The sequence below is a fragment of the Paraburkholderia sp. BL6669N2 genome (genome assembly GCF_003387275.1).
Classification (GTDB): Bacteria; Pseudomonadota; Gammaproteobacteria; order Burkholderiales; family Burkholderiaceae; genus Paraburkholderia.
This window is the reverse complement of record NZ_QUNA01000001.1, coordinates 2159385-2175664: the sequence shown is the minus strand read 5'-3', so window position 1 is coordinate 2175664 and position 16280 is coordinate 2159385. Positions and strand designations below refer to the sequence as shown.

Genomic DNA, 16280 nt, shown 5'->3' with positions numbered 1-16280 from the left:
AAAGCTCTACTTGAAGAACAGCAAGAGATATTTCGGAGAGGTTATTTGTGAAGGTCACGTATCTAAGTCCTGTTGGTGTTCTGGAGGTTGAGCAGGGAGCTTTGCGCGAGATTGAGGGCCGTCTGCCTGGGAACTGGATTGGATTTGCCGCATTCCAGCTAGTTCAGCGTGGCTCGTATGCGCCCCTTGACCTTGACCTAGTCGTGCTGACTGACAACCGGATTCTGGTGGTCGAGCTGAAAAACTGGAGCGGCGATATCGAGTACTCGAACCAGCAATGGTTCCATAAGTCAGGTGCCCACAGGTCACCGGTCATCGTTACGAACGCGAAGGCCCGTGTTCTTCGAGAGGTTCTAAAAGATAAGTATCCGTCGATGAAGCTTCCATTCATCGAGGCAGTAATTGTGCTTTGCCATCCGCAGTGCAGGCTTGTTAGCTTTCCGAGCGATGAGCGCCAGTTCGTACTGACTTTGAACGAATTCTGCACTCGCGTTACAAAACGCACCGGCCCTGACGTTCGTTTTCCGGATACACCACCAAAATGGAGCTATCGGTCAGCAGACCCGCTAAAAGACGCAAGTGCGTATGAGCGCTTTTTCTCGCTGGACAATCCGCATGTCAAACAACGACGTGCCCGCTTGCACGGGTTTCAGCAGACGTCAACGGCTCCCGACTATTCTCATCCGAAAGGAATCTGGGCGGAGTTCAATGCGGAGCATATGGAAATACCCAGTTCCAAAGCGTTGTTCCGAAAGTGGGACTTCTCGAAGCTAAGCGGGGGAGCCACCACGGCCGCCGAGCGCGAGACTATCGGACTTCGGGAAAATCGTATCAACGAATCGCTCCGTAGTCAGGCCCCGGAACTTCACATCGACCTGCTTGAACCGGTAGGGTCGGCAGTTCCCGATAACGTCACCACAAACTTCATTGAGGCCTACAGACTCCCTGACAGGGTTGAGCGATTGTCCGAACTCCTCGCACGTCGGTCAGACCTCTCGGACGCCGACCGGCTTGCTATCGCCCAGGCCGCGCTGGCGCGGTTTGCGAAGTTGCACTCCCTTGGCATTGCGCACCGCGACATCACGCCGAAAACGCTATGGATAGTCGAACCAGCGCGGGTGATTCTGTCGTCATTCGCAGCAGCGAGGGTTCCCGGCAGGCTCTCTGTTGGCGAGCATCGAATTGAGCTTGAGACAGGTTCAATTGTCCTCCCAGAAGATGCGGAAAATGATGATGCGGCAAAGCTGCATTCTGCCTTTGGACGTGACGTTTTTCTACTTGGAGCCCTTCTTTTCGAACTACTTGAAGGCGTGGCGCTCGAGCGGGTTAACGAGGTTCCACTGTTCGATGTGAAGCAAGATTTGAAGTTTGAAGCGTTGCGGAATTGGTTCGCGAGATGTCTTGAGTGGGATGCAGATAGCCGTTTCGACGCAGCATCCGATGCGCTTGACGCTTTCAACGCGGCGGTTTCCCGTGATTGGGAGCCAACCGTGACGGAAGAAGATATTGCGGCTTTCGCGACCGAAGCAAGCCCGCTGACATTGCCGGTGAAGGAAACTAGGCCGTCGGCCCCGGGGAAAAGCGTGTATGTAAGTGAAATCGAGGGTGTCAAAGTACTTGTCAAGTGCTGGCCTGCTCTTCGATACGACGTGAAGCATCCAACTCGGAACCGTCGGCTACTGGACTTTCTTCAGCAGGCTCGGGCACTTCGGCAGGCAGGCTTCGACGCAGCGCCTGACGTCGTGGATTTCGGCGTCGGCCCATACGGCCTAGTGCTGGTCACGCGTTGGGTCGAAGGCGTTACCTTGACCGAATGGTTGCTCTCCTCGCCGTCTGCCGAAAGTCGGGCGAGGGTCGCTTTGTCGTTAATCAACGCCGTACGTCGTCTGCATGCGCAGGGTCTGAGTCACGGCGACCTGAAGGAGGACAACATCATAGTTGTGGCGTCGCCTGCCAATGACGACGTTTCAGCGATGTTACTCGACGTTCCCGACCTCAGCGCCGACGGCACAAGCTGCATTACGGTCGGCGTTCTCCCAGAATATCTGGAGATTGCGTCTCCGCAGCAGCGGGACCTGTTCATCGCCACGAAGCTTGTTTTGTTTCTGCTTCCGCCGGAGGAATACGTCAAGTCCCGGCGGGAGGCGAAGCGAGCTTCCGAACTGCGCGATACCACTCCGCCAATTGACCTCTTGGCCGAAACGATACAGGCGGAGTTGAGCCCGCCAACGCAGTCTTCTCCATCGTTCACGGTCACCTTGCGTAACCGGCAGAATCTGCAGGAAGTCGCACGCGAGCTCGAGAGCGACAACGGCGCATTTCCCGTTGGGGTGGTGGAGAACGTCGACGCTCGCCGCAGCCTCTCGTTTTTTATAACGGGACTGATGCAGCAGATTATCATCAAGTATGACCCAGAGAGTCAGTCGATACTAGATGTGTCTTCCAGACAGGTTGGACACGACGCGTATGTATCCAGTGCCAGGCGCGCAAGATTCAGGATGCACGCGAAAATAGCAATAGGGTGGGGTAGTACCGCTGACGCGTCGTCGCTGGTAAGTGCGCTGCACGACCGATACCTCGCGACGGTCGTCGATACAGAGACAACAGGCGAGCCCGAGCCGCGCGCGGCCCAACGGGCGACGTCGTCGGATGTGGGTGGCAAGACCTGGTCAACGTTTGAACTTTGGGATGCGTTGTCGGAAACAGACGAACTTAACGCAACCCGCATTACTCTCAAAGGAGGAGCGCAGAAGATTCCAGGGAGGCAGGACTGGCTGTTGCCGTTCGAACTCGATGAGGGCGTGCTCGACTTCGGAGATGATGAGCGCATTGAGCTGATTGAGCGCGGTATTGACCCCCAGCTCGGGACCGACCGATGGTACACGGTAGGCGTTGTTGCGCAGGACGTTGGCAAGGATGTCATGCGCGTAACACCGCGAACGAGCCGGTTTAGTCCGACCGAGGATAGGACCTTCTATCTTCGTGGAACCCTTGAGCGCCATGCGTCCGAGCGCCGGGTTGCGGCAATGAAGAGGGTACTCGGAAAAGGTGCATTGATTACTCGATTGCCTGACTATTTTGACCCATTGCTATCCGTTGAGCCGATTGAGTATCCGATTCCGGAGTTTTCGGACCTCGACAGGTATGAATTGAATCACCAGCAACTAGATGCCCTTTTGAACTCCCTCCGATTCGGGCCAATATCCTTACTCCAAGGTCCGCCTGGTACAGGTAAGACGAAGTTTATTTCGTCGTTCGTTCATTTGATTCTCAGCAAGGGTCTTGGAAAAAACATTCTCCTCGTGAGTCAATCGCATGAAGCGGTGAACAATGCGCTTGAGAAGGTCACTGGCCTATCGATGGATGATGTTGCCCTGTCTATAGTTCGGATTGGCCAGCCCTCAATGGTTTCAACGTCGCTCCAACGGGTCCACGAAGATTCTCGACGGCAGCTATACAGGGAGGCGTTTGACGCGGAAATGAAAGAGCGTGCCAAGGCGGTGGGCTACAGCATGGGCCTGCCACGTCCTTACGTCGACAGCGCGGTCGACATGCATTCCAGCCTTGGACTGATGCTGCATCGGATAAAGGCCCTTGAGGAGAGTTCCGAAAGCGCCAATGATGCAACCGCGCTGGCGAGCAGGAGTCACGCAGAGCGCTTGAGAGACGCCTTTTGCGAAATAGCTAGGGCCCGGTTCCAGCTCGAGGTTAACTCAAACGCTGACCTGCAGAAAACTCTGGTCGAGTATCTTGAGCACCTTAGTTCTGAATACGGCTCGCCTAGCCCGGACAAATGTCATCGGCTCGGGCAGATTGTGACGCTTTCCGCGGAGTTCTCTGACGTGCTTCGAAATCCGCGGTCTAACTTTACGGCGTTTCTAGCGAGAACCGCTGGTATCGTTGCGGGCACCTGCGTCGGTGTCGGCAAACACGCCCTCGGAATTATCGACCACGCGTATGACTGGGTCATTGTCGATGAGGCCGCACGAGCGTCTCCTATGGAACTTGTCGTGGCAATGCAGGCGGGACGCCGGGTACTTCTCGTCGGGGACCACCTGCAATTGCCTCCGATATATCCCATGCCTGTGCAGGAGAAAATGTCTCAGATATTGGGCGTATCGAAGCTCGAATTTCGGCGTATAAACAATTTCAAGCGTGCGTTCTCATCGCAATATGGCAAAAGAGTCGGCAAAACCCTGAGGTTGCAGTACCGGATGGCAGCCGCCATCAATCGAGTGGTTTCGAAATGCTTCTATGGCGGTGAGCTGGAAGTTGCTCGAGAGGAGCCCAGTGCTGTGTACGCCGCGCTCCCGGCGTACCTCCAGCGACAAGTCGTCTGGATTGACACAGTAGACCAGGGGCGGAGTGCCCATCATTTGGAGAATGGAAACGATGGCGCCCTCACAAATGAGGTGGAGGCAAACCTTGTCGTCGCTGTCGTACGAGACATCGCAAAGTCTAGGGAATTTCTGCAGGCGATTCGCGCTGAGCTGAAGCCGGCAGAATTGGCCATAGGAGTTATCGCCATGTACGCAGCCCAGCGAGACCTGATTCGAAAAAAGCTTGACCAAGCCGACTGGGCTGCTCCGATTCGAGACCTTTATACAGTCGGAACGGTAGATAGCTATCAAGGAAAAGAGAATCGCATCATCGTGATGTCGGTTGTCAGGAACGACACGTCTGATTCAGTTGGATTTCTTTCCGAGTCCGAGAGAATAAATGTGGGTCTGTCCCGCGCGCAGGACCGCCTCGTCGTTGTCAGCTCCACTGCGATGTGGAAGGCGCGCGAAGGGCTTCCTTTGCACCGTGTCTTGCGGGAGATTAGTGAAATGGAAGCTGCTGGCGAGGACGCGGCCATTGTGTTGTCCGGGCGATTGCATGAGGGAAGTCATGATGCGTGAGCGCTTTAACACGGTTGCGGTTGGCCTGCCTGCGCAGCAGTTCCATATCCGATGTCACGTGACGCTCGAACGTCAAGTGCCGGTGATGACGGAGTTTGCCGTCCGTCTCCTGCATGTCGCCGGGCGGGTTGAAGTGGATGCCTTCAGAGCGTACTTCGGTTTGAGCGGGCATGAGTTCAATGAATTCCTTAAGATATTGCGAGCCGAAGACCTCGTTGATGAAACCGAGGGCGCGTTGACGCTCACTCAGTACGCAATGAAGCGGTTCGTCAGTATGGAGGACGGTCTTCCGCGATTCACGCGAATAGCTGAGCGTCAAAGCAACCCGGTTTTTGAATTGGTAACATTCTCGCCCCTGCCGAGGGCGCTGTCAGGCGCATACTGGGACAACACGCTTGACATAGATGTTGGCGCCGCCGTAGCTGTCTCGGGGCGCACCATCGAAAAAGCGCAGGACGCGTTCCAAAACCACTTTCACGACATTGAACGGTTCGAGCAAAGTGACGAAGAGAAGCGAGCATATGACGTCTACAAGGTGGATAGCATAGCCGCCGCAAAGAGATTTAATGTTCCGTTACCGATTCACTTCGACGTAGACCTAGATGGGAATGTAGAGTATACGGTTGAAGGACTTGAGTATCTCGACGAACATCTTAGCTCTTCAATCACGCAACTTACTGCAAATCGTATCGGTAAGTTGACTTCACACGCAGACCATTTCGCGGACTTCGTGAAAGTTTTTGACGACAACGTTTTGGCGCGATATATGGAACCATCGCGAGACCGTGAAGGTGCTTCGTCTGGCGAGCTAAAAGGCACCCTTCGGTTGAAAAAGACGAATGCGTTCAGATTTGCCGACTACGTGAAAGAAGTGCACGGTATCGGTGATGGGCTGAGATATGACGATGGAAGCAGCCGAGCGGTTCTTGGTGCACTTTATCTTTCCAAAAACCAGAATCGACTGGTCGAAGCATTTGCTCGCTCGCTACGCGAGTTCAAATTGAAGGGCGATTCGAGCACTCTCTATCCGACACAGATTTATTGGGTACTTCCGGACAGCGAGCTGTGGGGACGTACTGACCTCGTCCGCAAGACCATAGAGTTATTGAATCAGACGGTCGCGAAAGAGTGGGGCGAACCTTTGGACGTCATCGCTATCGCCGCTGCGTCTCAAAACGAGGCTGTGGACAAGATTAAGCGGAAAGCACATCTACTAATTGACGCAGGCTTTTCGGAAGTCATCCTCGGTCCCTGCTTGCCCTTCTCGGAACGATTTGAAGTTTTGATACTGCCGAGCGTACACGCTGCTGCGATGTATCAGTGGCGTGTTCCAACGCAAGACGTGTTAAGTGTTCCCATCGGTTTTCTGACTTTCTCGCCCCCAAGGCTTAATAAGCTGCTTGTCTATTTGCAGAACGCATGTGACGCGAAGATTCATCGCGCCCGTCGAGGAAAGGATGAGGAGAGAGGGCGTTGGGTACTTCAGGTGCATGATGTTTCTCAGGGAGAATTTCAGCACTTGGAATCGTTCAAGGTTGGCAGCGTATGAGCGAAATGACAGAGTTGGCCTGGACCAGTGATACGCCGTTTCAGGCGTTGGCGCTTACCGGCGGCGGATATCGCGGGTTGTTCACTGCAAGGGCACTGCAGGTTATAGAGGAGCAATATGGAGCACCGATTGGTCGTTGCTTTGACCTGATTTGCGGCACTTCTATCGGGGGTATCGTTGCCTTAGCGGTCGCATTTGAAGTTCCGATGGAAAAGGTGGTCGCTGTTTTCGAAGAATTCGGCGAGCGTATTTTCCCCGCCCGAATGCCTCCTACCACGTTCGCCGGCAAACTGCTCGACCTTACGAAACACCTTAGAAAGCCTCGGTACGATGCTTCTCCGTTGCGCGATGCCATAACGAAGCTCATTCCCGTCGATGCTACTTTAGGAGACGCGTTGCACCCACTGGCAATCCCGGCAGTGAACGTGACCGAAGGCAGGCAGCAGGTATTCAAAACCCGCCATAAGGCGGAGTGGGTGCGGGACTGGAAGTTCAGCGCCGTCGATGTAGCTTTGGCGACTGCGGCTGCCCCGACGTTCTTCGAGCTGGCTGAAGTCGGCACAAACGTGTATGCCGACGGCGGTTTGTTTGCCAACGCCCCAGACCTTATTGCTCTGCACGAGGCTGAACACTTTTTCAGCGTCCCCAGAGAAGCGCTACGGCTTCTTAGCATAGGCACGACTACACAAACCTATTCTATAGCGAGCAGCGCTGGCCGACGGTTCGGGGTCATGGATTGGATGGAGGGACAGCGCCTGTTTTCGGTCATCATCTCCTGCCAGCAGCAGTTCGCCGAGCAGCTTGTCAAGCATCGTCTAGGCAAGTCCTATGTTCGAATCGACCATCCCGCAACTGATGAGCAGGCGCGCGACCTCGGGCTGGACGTAGCGACTGAGGCGGCGCGCAGAACTCTCATCGGCTTGGCAGATAAATGCGTTACCAACGTGCTGGGAACGCAGGTTCCGCCATTCCTCAAACATAAACCGCAACTCAAAATCGTCAGGCAGAGCTAATGGGAAAAGCTGCGCGACTCTTCAACGGAACCGCTGAACAGACACTCTACGGGAGGGTCACGCCCACCGCCGAACAGCGGGAGGTCCTTCAGACCCAGTGGAATGCGCTGGCAGACCATCTGAAAGAGCAATTGGCTGCCTGGGGATATCCAATTTCCACTTGGTTACAAGGCTCCTACAAGTACGGCACGCTTATCAAGCCAGTGCACAAGGGTGAAGAATATGACGTCGATGTCGGCGTTTATTTTGAGTGGAACCCTGGCGACGTGGACATCAGCCCTACGCCTGCTCAGCTTCGGCATTGGGTGCAACGTGAGTTGGTCGAATATCGGCAATCCAATCCAGATGTCGAACGTGTTGAAGAGCCTCCGAAGGAACGTTGTTCGCGGGTTACATACCAAAGGCAGTTTCATATTGATACACCGACCTATCACTTGAACAGAGGCACCGACGAACGTCGGCTCGCCTGCCTTTCGGGTAAATGGGAAAACAGCGACCCTAAGGCGTTGTACAAGTGGTTCAAAAATGCGATTGGCTCCGACAATCGCGAACAGTTGCGCCGGCTGGTGCGGTACCTGAAGGGTTGGGCAGCTGTCGCCTTCGAGGAAGCTCCTGCATCTCGCCCGTCCTCCATCCTCCTGACGGTCCTCACCACGGAAGCCTTTTCCGAGATGTGGGGCGCGCGGCTTTTGGGTATCGCCGATGACGATGCACTGGTCGCGGTAATCGAGTCAATGTATGTACGCATGCACAAAGACCGCCGGGTCCGGAACCCCGTCGATAGGGATGAGGACCTCAACCGCATCAGCGACGAAGCGTGGGACGCATTCCTGACGAGATTGACCGTGTTGCGCGACGCGGCACAGATGTCAAGCGATGCCGAAGACGAAGCAGGAGCGGCGCTTGCATGGGCCGGAGCCTTCTCGTTTCTGATGCCCTTGCCTGAAACAGATGAGCTCGAGGTGGTCGAGCATTTATCGGGACGCGCTTTGATGCAAATTCCGGAGATTCAGGTGCAGGTGTTCGATTCAGAACGCAAAAGTCTCCTTGCAACACACATGAACGAAGTACCAGCCGTGGGCCGGAATCAGGCGCTGACCTTCACCATCGTAAATCGCCAAGTCATCCCCGATTTCGCTGCAATCGAGTGGACTGTCCGCAATGATGGAACCGAGGCAGACTACCTCGGCGACCTCGGGCACGCGAGCGGCGGAATCGGTATGTTTTCAGTCGACGAGCGCACGGCGTACGTCGGGAAACACTACATGGACTGCATTATCCGTTGCAACGGGTCGGTGTTTTCAGCGAGGCGCATACCGGTGTTCATCAGTGCAGACGTGCGAGCTCTCGCGAAGCCAGTTCAACGTAACTGGACTCGGCTTCGAACCAGGCGGGGTCGCAGGCGCTAGAGAAATGCCTTTGTTGCTAGGCGAGCACTGTCCGTGCTGGCTTAGCAGGACGGCGATGGATAGGTACCCGGTCCCGCTAACCCACTTGTAATGGCACCTGCCACTGGCGCCTGTCGATGCCCGTCGCGTTCACGAGGCTTCTGACCAAAGCCATGTCGCGGCCAAACACGAAGTGCTGTGCTTGATTCGTGACCGCCAAGTTCACACGGCGGACCTCGTCTCGGTTCAGAGGTCTGCGGTCTACGCGGTCGCCGATTCTCGACATTGCCAACCCCAAAGACTGCGACAGCGGCAGCACCGTCACGACGTCAGGCGATAGGATGCCGGCGCCTGCGTAGGCATTTGGTTCTGGTTGATTCGCCCAGACCACGCAAACCGGGCTATCAGACGTGACGAATGAGACTCGCTCGGATTCTCTGTCCCAGATGGTCCAATTCAAGTGAAGGAAGACCTCGGCGAAGCGCGGAGCGTGGCGCAGCATCGCGCCAATCGCATCTTCGCGTCCGGCCGCAGGCCCCGGCGGTTCGGGCAGCGCATCAATCTGTTCTGGCCTCGCGCGTTGTGCCCAGTCCTCCTTGAAGGACCCCAACCAAGTGGCATACGCTGGGGTCCGTGTGAACTGGAATGCGACGTAGGTCGCTAGGGCGATTTTGTCGTCAGCCCGGAGCTCCGCATTGTTCTCAAGTCTCTGAATCGCATTGTTGGCAGCAGTCTCTACTTCACCCAGAGCCCGTTCAATGTCGAAGACGAGATTACCTTGGTCGTCTTCGTAAGCGTAGAAATCGCGGCGATGCGCTACCTGCGCGGGGCGTTGCTCTCGGTACTCATTTCGGACCCGGTCGTACACGGCAAGCGCACGCGCGTCGTCGGCGCAGAAACCCTCAAGATAGAAGCGCGGAACGAAATGGTGTCGCCTGGGCCTGTTCACTTTGCCTCCAGTGTGCCCGCGCCACGCGGCGGTCAGCGGCGAAGTGGGAGATACAAACTTCAGGTCGACGCTAATACTACAGCGGATTCGCAGTTAATTTTGATTTCTGCCCGACACGATTTTCGGAGATGCTGCTTGCGAGCGTGAGATGGCGTTGAGGGCAGAGTTAAAGCTCAGCGTCACCTACGTGACCCCGAGAACAGCAGCCTCGACGATGTGGGTTCGAAAACAAGCGACATGTCTTTAGCGTGTGCCCGCCTCTTGTCGGCGAAAGTGCCACGGATACCGCAGGCGTGAGAAAGAGAGTTCGAGGTGGGTTGCGGGCAGCTCAGGGGGAGCGTGAGTCCAGCCAGAGCAGCAGCCAAGCTGGCGAGCATGACTCTTCCGAAGAGGGGGCCTCAAGGCAGAAGCTTTTGCAGCTTGATATTCGACATTGTGTTATTGCTCACAACGATATATCCCTTTCCCTTGTGCATCGTAACCGAGTCCGCGTTGGGGTGCTGATAGTAGGAATGGTCCCCTGCTGAGAAAAAGGCCATCGATTTGGAGGAAACGGGACTCACGATATCGTGCGCGCTTGCCTTGTCGCCGTGATGCGGAACGACCACTGCATCGTAACGCACCTTAACGAGCGACGGCATACTCCCTCCTGTATCTGAAACCATACGTCGATAAGAATAATCACCGGGCAATAGTGCACGCTTTCCATTGGATTCGCACAATACAACCAAGCATTCGCCATTCTTGTCTGACCAGGCGGGGGCACTTCGAACTACTCGCAGGCGGGCACCAACATGAACATCGTTTAACAGGTCCTGGTTTCCGATGGGGATAAACTTGGCTGCGACTGCGGCGCTTTTGAACGGGAGGTATGAGTAATTGTCGGGCACGTAAATTTTGTCGACACGCGCGAGGAGCTCCTCGTCCCAGTCGAGGAGCCGCCAGTGGTCGGCATCGAAGTGTGACAGCGCCATCGATAGCGGGTTGAGCTTCTTGACCAAGGGCAACAAGTCATTTACAAACCCAGCCTGGTCGTAGGCTTTGCGGAGGACCGGTGTTCCTGCGCCTGCATCAAGGATAAAGCCCGACTGACCATTGTGAAAGACGGAGCACATGCCTTGGCCCACATGGAATCCGTCAAGAACGTAGGGCGAAGACGCTGGAGGGTGAGGATGAATTGCGCCCGGAGCAGTCCGTATCGGCGGAACTGACCTCCCAACAACGGGCATGATTCTAAATACATCCATGAACGTCGGGGCTGAGGCCATGAACAGCGGGTAGGCGTAGGCGTCACCGCTGTCAAGACCTCTGTTTGCGCGGTACGTGACTTCGAGCCATTCGGGGCTGGCGTCAGCGAAGCGAAGCTTTTCGTACCGTAGCTCTCGTACGACAAGCTGCTCCCAAAGGGACCATTCGATGTCAAGGAGATAGACGTCGAAGCTCGCATCGGCGAAGTTTGGATTCAGGCTTCGCTCAAACTGCCCTCTTGAGATTCCGAACAGGCGCGCACATTGCGTGTTTTCTCGGTAGTCGGACCGGGCATCAACTGCTTCCAGCTTGCAATACATCACGCCCTCAGGGATTTCGTATTGCTCGCGAACCCGGCGCGGTGTCTCCGCCTGCGGTCCGCGCTCGGCCATCGGCTCGACAGGTTCGGCTTCAGGCGCCGTGGCTTTGATTTGCTTGGATGGACGTACGTTCATAATCGGTCGATGTTGCAATCGCGGCTGTTTGCGCTCAGCCGTGCGTGAAGGCGAGATTCTGTCGGCGACGAACAATGCGACCTATGCTTTTTGCATGTGTCGCTGGCAGATGGTCGTCCGCGATATAGGCTGCTTTTACGAAAATAACTGCTTGGCCTTATCGTCTCAGGTTAACGGTCACAGTCTGCCAAACTTTATGAGATGGTCCCCTTGTCAAAAATTTGACTCTTGCCCGCGCGTGTCCTTTGCTGATTCCATTTCTCTGCGTAATTGGATAATCGACGTCACTAACGACGCGGAGGCGGTGGCACGAGACGCGGGAATTTCTGACGGCAGCTTTACACGCTGCGCCGAGCGATGGAGCGGGTCGCTTGCGCGCAAAAGCTGCTGGAAGTAGTTAAGGAGTCTCAACAGGAGGCCGGACGGTGAAGTTAGGGTTGAATAGACGTCTAAGGCGTACCTGGCCCATTGCTATTTTCAGGCGCAGACTGGGCCGCCTCGTCAGAAACCAACATACCTTGGCAGCTAATCAAGCGGCCCCCGCGTCTCGTGTTATACGCCTAGGAAGTTATGCCTTCCTCGGTCAATCACCATTTTCAAAATTTTGTCCCCGGCGCCCTGTTTTTGGTATTCGGATGCCTGTACAGGGCCAGCTACGGCAAATTACTGTGGTTTTGGCCGTCTCGGAACAAATCCCCGTGAAGTCTAAGGCAAAAACAGCCTCAGGAGCGATTTTAGAAGCCTGCGCAGTTGTAGTGGTTAAAACTCTATGCTGGTTTAGTACCATTGGAAATCATCACGCAGGAAAATTGACGATGAAAAAAACGGTCGGGCAGTACGTCTATACAATAACCATCACGCTTGATAATCGCTGAGGGGATAGACGCGTTGAACCGGCTCTCCGCAGGCTGGGGCGAGAGGCTGTGAGTTTTCAGAGTGAACTCTGCCAAATCGGGCCCTAACAGGGCCATTTGTATTGGCCTGCTTTCGCAATCTCTCCAAGAGCCACATGCGTAAACATGACACTTCCAAATACGCAACTAGCCCGACCGTAGCAGAGCACAAGCAAGGTCGAAAAGTATGCGGCGACTTTGACGGAAAAGTGTTTGCAGTCAGGAATTTGGACGCAACGGTAACGTTGGTATAGCAGGCGATTGACCCGCCCTACACGATTCGAACGTGTGACCTACGGCCTAGGAGGCTGTTGCGACCTAAAACCAGCTCACCGACGCCCGTCTTTTCTCTGTGGCGGGTTAGCGGACCCGCGGACTATCAACCCTTGGCCCACGAAACAGCGAAGCCAGCTTGCGATAAACGCGCAACTGGTTGCATATTAGATGGAACGGAGATTTGGCCGTCGAGGACGGCCAACGGCGCATTCACTCACTCATACGGTGCTTCGCAACCAATTTTTGCCCTATATAATGGTTCGAGTCCCTCCTGCCGTACCAATAAACTCAAGCTGTTCCCAGGGTAATTCGCGACCTGGCTAGCTGCCAGATTTCTTCGTGCAGGGCGTCGGCCCCCGATCTGAGCGTGACCCTTGAGTAAGGTGAGTCGAGATCGACCTTAAGCTGAAAGCTCTTCTCCTTCGGGGTCAACTGAGCGCGTAGAAACACGTGTCGCGCCTGGTTCTCGCATGCACCTTGACGAGGCAGAACCCATGCGAAAAGTAGAGAGCAAAAATCTCCCGCACGCCCCTTCAATGTCCGATCATGCGTCGAGTTCTGTCTCGCTCATCCGTCACTTATCAATTCAAAGTTCGAGGCTTTTCGGCTACTGTTAGATAGGCCATGCGAGCGGCCGAAGGCGACACGCGTCGCATCACATTTCTGACCTTATCTCCAGCCATGTTCAACATCCTCCTCGTTCCGCTGGACGGCTCGCCCCAGAGCGCCCACGTCATCGGCCTGGTCAGTCGCGTCGCGGCGCCAGGGACGGCTACCGTACACCTTCTGTGCGTTGTCGACCCTTCCTATCTGTTGCCGCCCGGTAGCCAAAACGATGTCGCGCCCGACGGCCAGACCTACCCGTCCGCGTACGCGCAGACATCTTTCGCACAATCCGTCCTGACTGCCGCAGCCGCACAGCTTGCCGACCGGAATCTCACGGTGGAACAGCACCTGTGCGCGGGAAATCATCCGGCCGACGTCGTCGTCGAACAAGCCCGACTGCTTAACGCGGAGGTCATTGTGATGGGACATCACCATTTGTCACGGCTGCGCCGCTGGGCGAACCCTTCGACCAGTGGAGAAGTCATCGAACGGTCGCCCTGTGCGGTACTGATCAAGGGCTAACTCATGACGCGCGACAGGCGCTAGCCCATTCGCCTGGCCGCGCCACGCGCGACTGTTACTGCGCCGGTTTCACATCGATCGAGTCGACGCGGTTCGGATAGAAGGCCAGATGTTGCGCGATCTCCTTCACGGCCGCATACGGCGACTCATAAGTCCACACCGCATTGACTGTCTTTTCACCGCCCGACGGAATGCTGTAGTACGCGCAATCGCCCTTGTACGGACAGTAGGTCGCGTGATCGGTGCGCTCCAGCAGCGTCATCTCGACGTCGTTGCGCGGAATGTAATACACCGGCGGATACGACGCTTCGCGCAGCACGAGCGCCTTGAGGGTATCCGCGATCACCTTGTCGGCGACGGTCACGACCACGCGCGCGTTGGACGGCTCGACCGTGATCGGATGGTCGGGACCGGGCACCTTGATGGTTCTTTCAGTCATGCTGTTGAACTCCTGAATGTGGACAGGCTTGCAACGTGTTGCGGAAGGTATCGAGCCGCGATCGACGAGGCGATCGCAGCCTGGTTCGAAGCATACGCCGCTCATGAAAACGCGTCGGACCCGGCGTTCACGGCACAGCCATAAAAAAGGGCAGCCGAAGCTGCCCCGTCAAAGTCTCACCCTCAGGCGGACTTTTGCTTAACGCTTAACCTTTTCCGTCCAATCTCGGACAAGTTGCGTCTCTCGCTCACTGCTTGATGTTCAATGCAGCCGTGAGGTCGCCCATCGGCTTGCCGCCGTTGCTGACCAGCGCCGCGTCGCGCGCCGCGATACCCGGCAGCGTCGGCAGCGAGAAGCGGTGCGTGATGAAGCGCAGGATCGACGTGGTGTCGTACTGCGTATGATCGACGTAACCCTTCTTCGCGTACGGCGAGATGATCAGCGCCGGAATACGCGTACCCGGACCCCAGCGGTCGGCCTTCGGCGGCGACACGTGATCCCAGAAGCCGCCGTTTTCGTCGTACGTCACGACTACCACCATGTTGTTCCACTGCGGGCTCTTCTGCAGATGCGAGATGACGTCCGCGATGTGCTGGTCGCCCGACGCCACGTCCGTGTAGCCCGGATGTTCGTTCAGGTTGCCCTGCGGCTTGTAGAACGACACTTGCGGCAGCGTGCCGCTGTCGATCGCCTTGATGAACTCGGAGCCGGCCAGGCCGCCGTCGAGCAAATGCTGCGAACGGTTTGCGGTGCCCGGCGCCAGGTCGGCGAAGTAGTTGAACGGCTGGTGATGCGGCTGGAAGTTCGGCGCCGTCAGATTCGCGCCGTAAATCACGTTCGACGTGCCGTTTTGCACCGCCGACACCGCAGCGCCCCACGCGCCGCCGTACCATGCCCACGACACCTTCGCGTTGTTCAGCAGATCGCCGATGTGCTGCTGCGACTGCGCCGGCAGCGTGGTGGCCTGGGTCGGATCGGCGAAATTCGTGTCGCCGCCGCTCGCCGGCTTGTTGCCGCTCGGCTGGTACGGCGGCTGCATCGTGTTGATCGCGTAGAAGTCAGGCGTGAGGTTGCCCGAATTCACGTATTTGGGCGGACCGCTCAGCGCCGAAGCCGGCGAGTTGGACGCGAGTTTCAGCGTGACACCGTCGCTTTCCACCGAGGAAATCGAGCCGGCCGCCACGCTCTTGTCCGCGTTCGGGTAAGTCGGCGTGCACGCGCAGATCAGCCACTGGTGGTTCAGGAACGAGCCGCCGAACGCGCCCATGAAGAAGTTGTCGGCGAGCGTGTACTGCTGGGCGATCTTCCACAGCGGCAGCTTGTCTGCGTTGAGCGTGTAGTGGCCCATCACGAGGCCGCCCGAATCCGCCCACGCGGCGAACTTGTCGTTCTTGCCGCCGTTGATCTGCATCTGGTTCTCGTAGAAGCGGTGGTACAGGTCGCGCGTCGTCGCCGTGATCGGCGTGTTGAAACCCTTCGGGTCGTCGATGGCGAACGGGCTGTTCGGCAGATTCGCCGTCATGGCCTGCGTCACCACCGGCGTCACGCCGGTTTGCGTCAAGCCGTTCCACACCTGCGGCAGCGTCGCGAGGACGGTGCCGTTGCGATCCACCTGCGTGGCGCTCGCCGCCGTCACGTTCTGCAGACCGTTGGCGCCCGGGAAGTTGCCGTACAGGTTGTCGAAGCTGCGGTTTTCCGCGTAGATCACCACAACATTCTTGATCGACGTGATGTCCGGTTCGTTGACTTTGTCACCGCCGCACGCATACAGGCTTAGCGCTGCTGCGATCGCGATAGGCGTCGCGCAGATCAGTTTCTTGTTCATTTGATGTGGTTTCTCTCTCTCGCGTTGGGGACGGGCCATCTGAACTCCTTACACGGATGACCGTGGGCGAAAGTTTGGCAAGGCAATTTGACAGAAAGATGTAACTATTTACGAATTGCTTCTGATTGCAAAATAACGTCGGCTGTATGTCATTTAAACGACATGCGGATGAAATACGCTCGCGGACTTCACCATCGCAAACTCACATCTTTCATA

The 16280-nt window shown here is 56.4% G+C and carries 10 protein-coding genes; 6 read left to right on the top strand and 4 right to left on the bottom strand.

What is annotated here, in order from left to right; translation table 11 throughout:
• The first annotated feature begins 47 nt into the window (after window positions 1-47).
• The 4 genes from B0G80_RS09880 to B0G80_RS09865 are packed head-to-tail and all read left to right on the top strand — an operon-like array spanning window position 48 to window position 8872.
• A complete protein-coding gene (locus B0G80_RS09880; protein WP_116117869.1) occupies window positions 48-4901 on the top strand; it encodes an AAA domain-containing protein in 4854 nt (1617 codons plus the stop codon).
• Window positions 4891-6450 (top strand): hypothetical protein, encoded by a 1560-nt coding sequence (locus B0G80_RS09875; RefSeq protein WP_258878869.1) that lies wholly within the window; start codon window positions 4891-4893, stop codon window positions 6448-6450. The genes B0G80_RS09880 and B0G80_RS09875 overlap by 11 nt, the downstream gene beginning before the upstream one ends.
• Window positions 6447-7463, top strand: a complete 1017-nt coding sequence (locus tag B0G80_RS09870) for a CBASS cGAMP-activated phospholipase (protein ID WP_116117868.1) — start codon at window positions 6447-6449, stop codon at window positions 7461-7463. Before B0G80_RS09875 ends, B0G80_RS09870 begins: the two co-directional genes overlap by 4 nt.
• Entirely contained in the window at window positions 7463-8872 is a 1410-nt protein-coding gene (locus tag B0G80_RS09865) for a CBASS cGAMP synthase (protein WP_116117867.1), read from the top strand. The genes B0G80_RS09870 and B0G80_RS09865 overlap by 1 nt, the downstream gene beginning before the upstream one ends.
• A gap of 76 nt (window positions 8873-8948) precedes the next feature.
• Here the strand turns inward: B0G80_RS09865 and B0G80_RS09860 are convergent, their stop codons facing one another.
• Both B0G80_RS09860 and B0G80_RS09855 read right to left on the bottom strand, forming a co-directional pair.
• Entirely contained in the window at window positions 8949-9800 is an 852-nt protein-coding gene (locus B0G80_RS09860) for a DUF4238 domain-containing protein (RefSeq protein ID WP_181919941.1), read from the bottom strand.
• Between the two features lie 398 nt (window positions 9801-10198).
• Window positions 10199-11503, bottom strand: a complete 1305-nt coding sequence (locus B0G80_RS09855; RefSeq protein WP_116117865.1) for a hypothetical protein — start codon at window positions 11501-11503, stop codon at window positions 10199-10201.
• A gap of 518 nt (window positions 11504-12021) precedes the next feature.
• Between B0G80_RS09855 and B0G80_RS45210 the strand changes: the two genes are divergently transcribed.
• Window positions 12022-12378 carry a hypothetical protein gene (locus B0G80_RS45210; RefSeq protein ID WP_147309847.1) on the top strand — a complete coding sequence of 119 codons (357 nt, stop codon included), beginning with the start codon at window positions 12022-12024 and terminating at the stop codon, window positions 12376-12378.
• A gap of 918 nt (window positions 12379-13296) precedes the next feature.
• A complete protein-coding gene (locus B0G80_RS09850) occupies window positions 13297-13800 on the top strand; it encodes a universal stress protein (protein ID WP_258878868.1) in 504 nt (167 codons plus the stop codon).
• A 55-nt stretch (window positions 13801-13855) separates the two neighbouring features.
• Here the strand turns inward: B0G80_RS09850 and B0G80_RS09845 are convergent, their stop codons facing one another.
• Together B0G80_RS09845 and B0G80_RS09840 are read right to left on the bottom strand one after the other, a co-directional pair.
• Complete coding sequence (locus B0G80_RS09845; RefSeq protein ID WP_116117864.1) at window positions 13856-14239, bottom strand: DUF427 domain-containing protein; 384 nt, start codon at window positions 14237-14239, stop codon at window positions 13856-13858.
• Window positions 14240-14486: 247 nt separating this feature from the next.
• The gene (locus B0G80_RS09840) at window positions 14487-16064 is read right to left on the bottom strand and encodes an acid phosphatase (protein ID WP_106283687.1); all 1578 of its coding nucleotides are present in this window, start codon (window positions 16062-16064) and stop codon (window positions 14487-14489) included.
• Window positions 16065-16280: the final 216 nt, after the last annotated feature.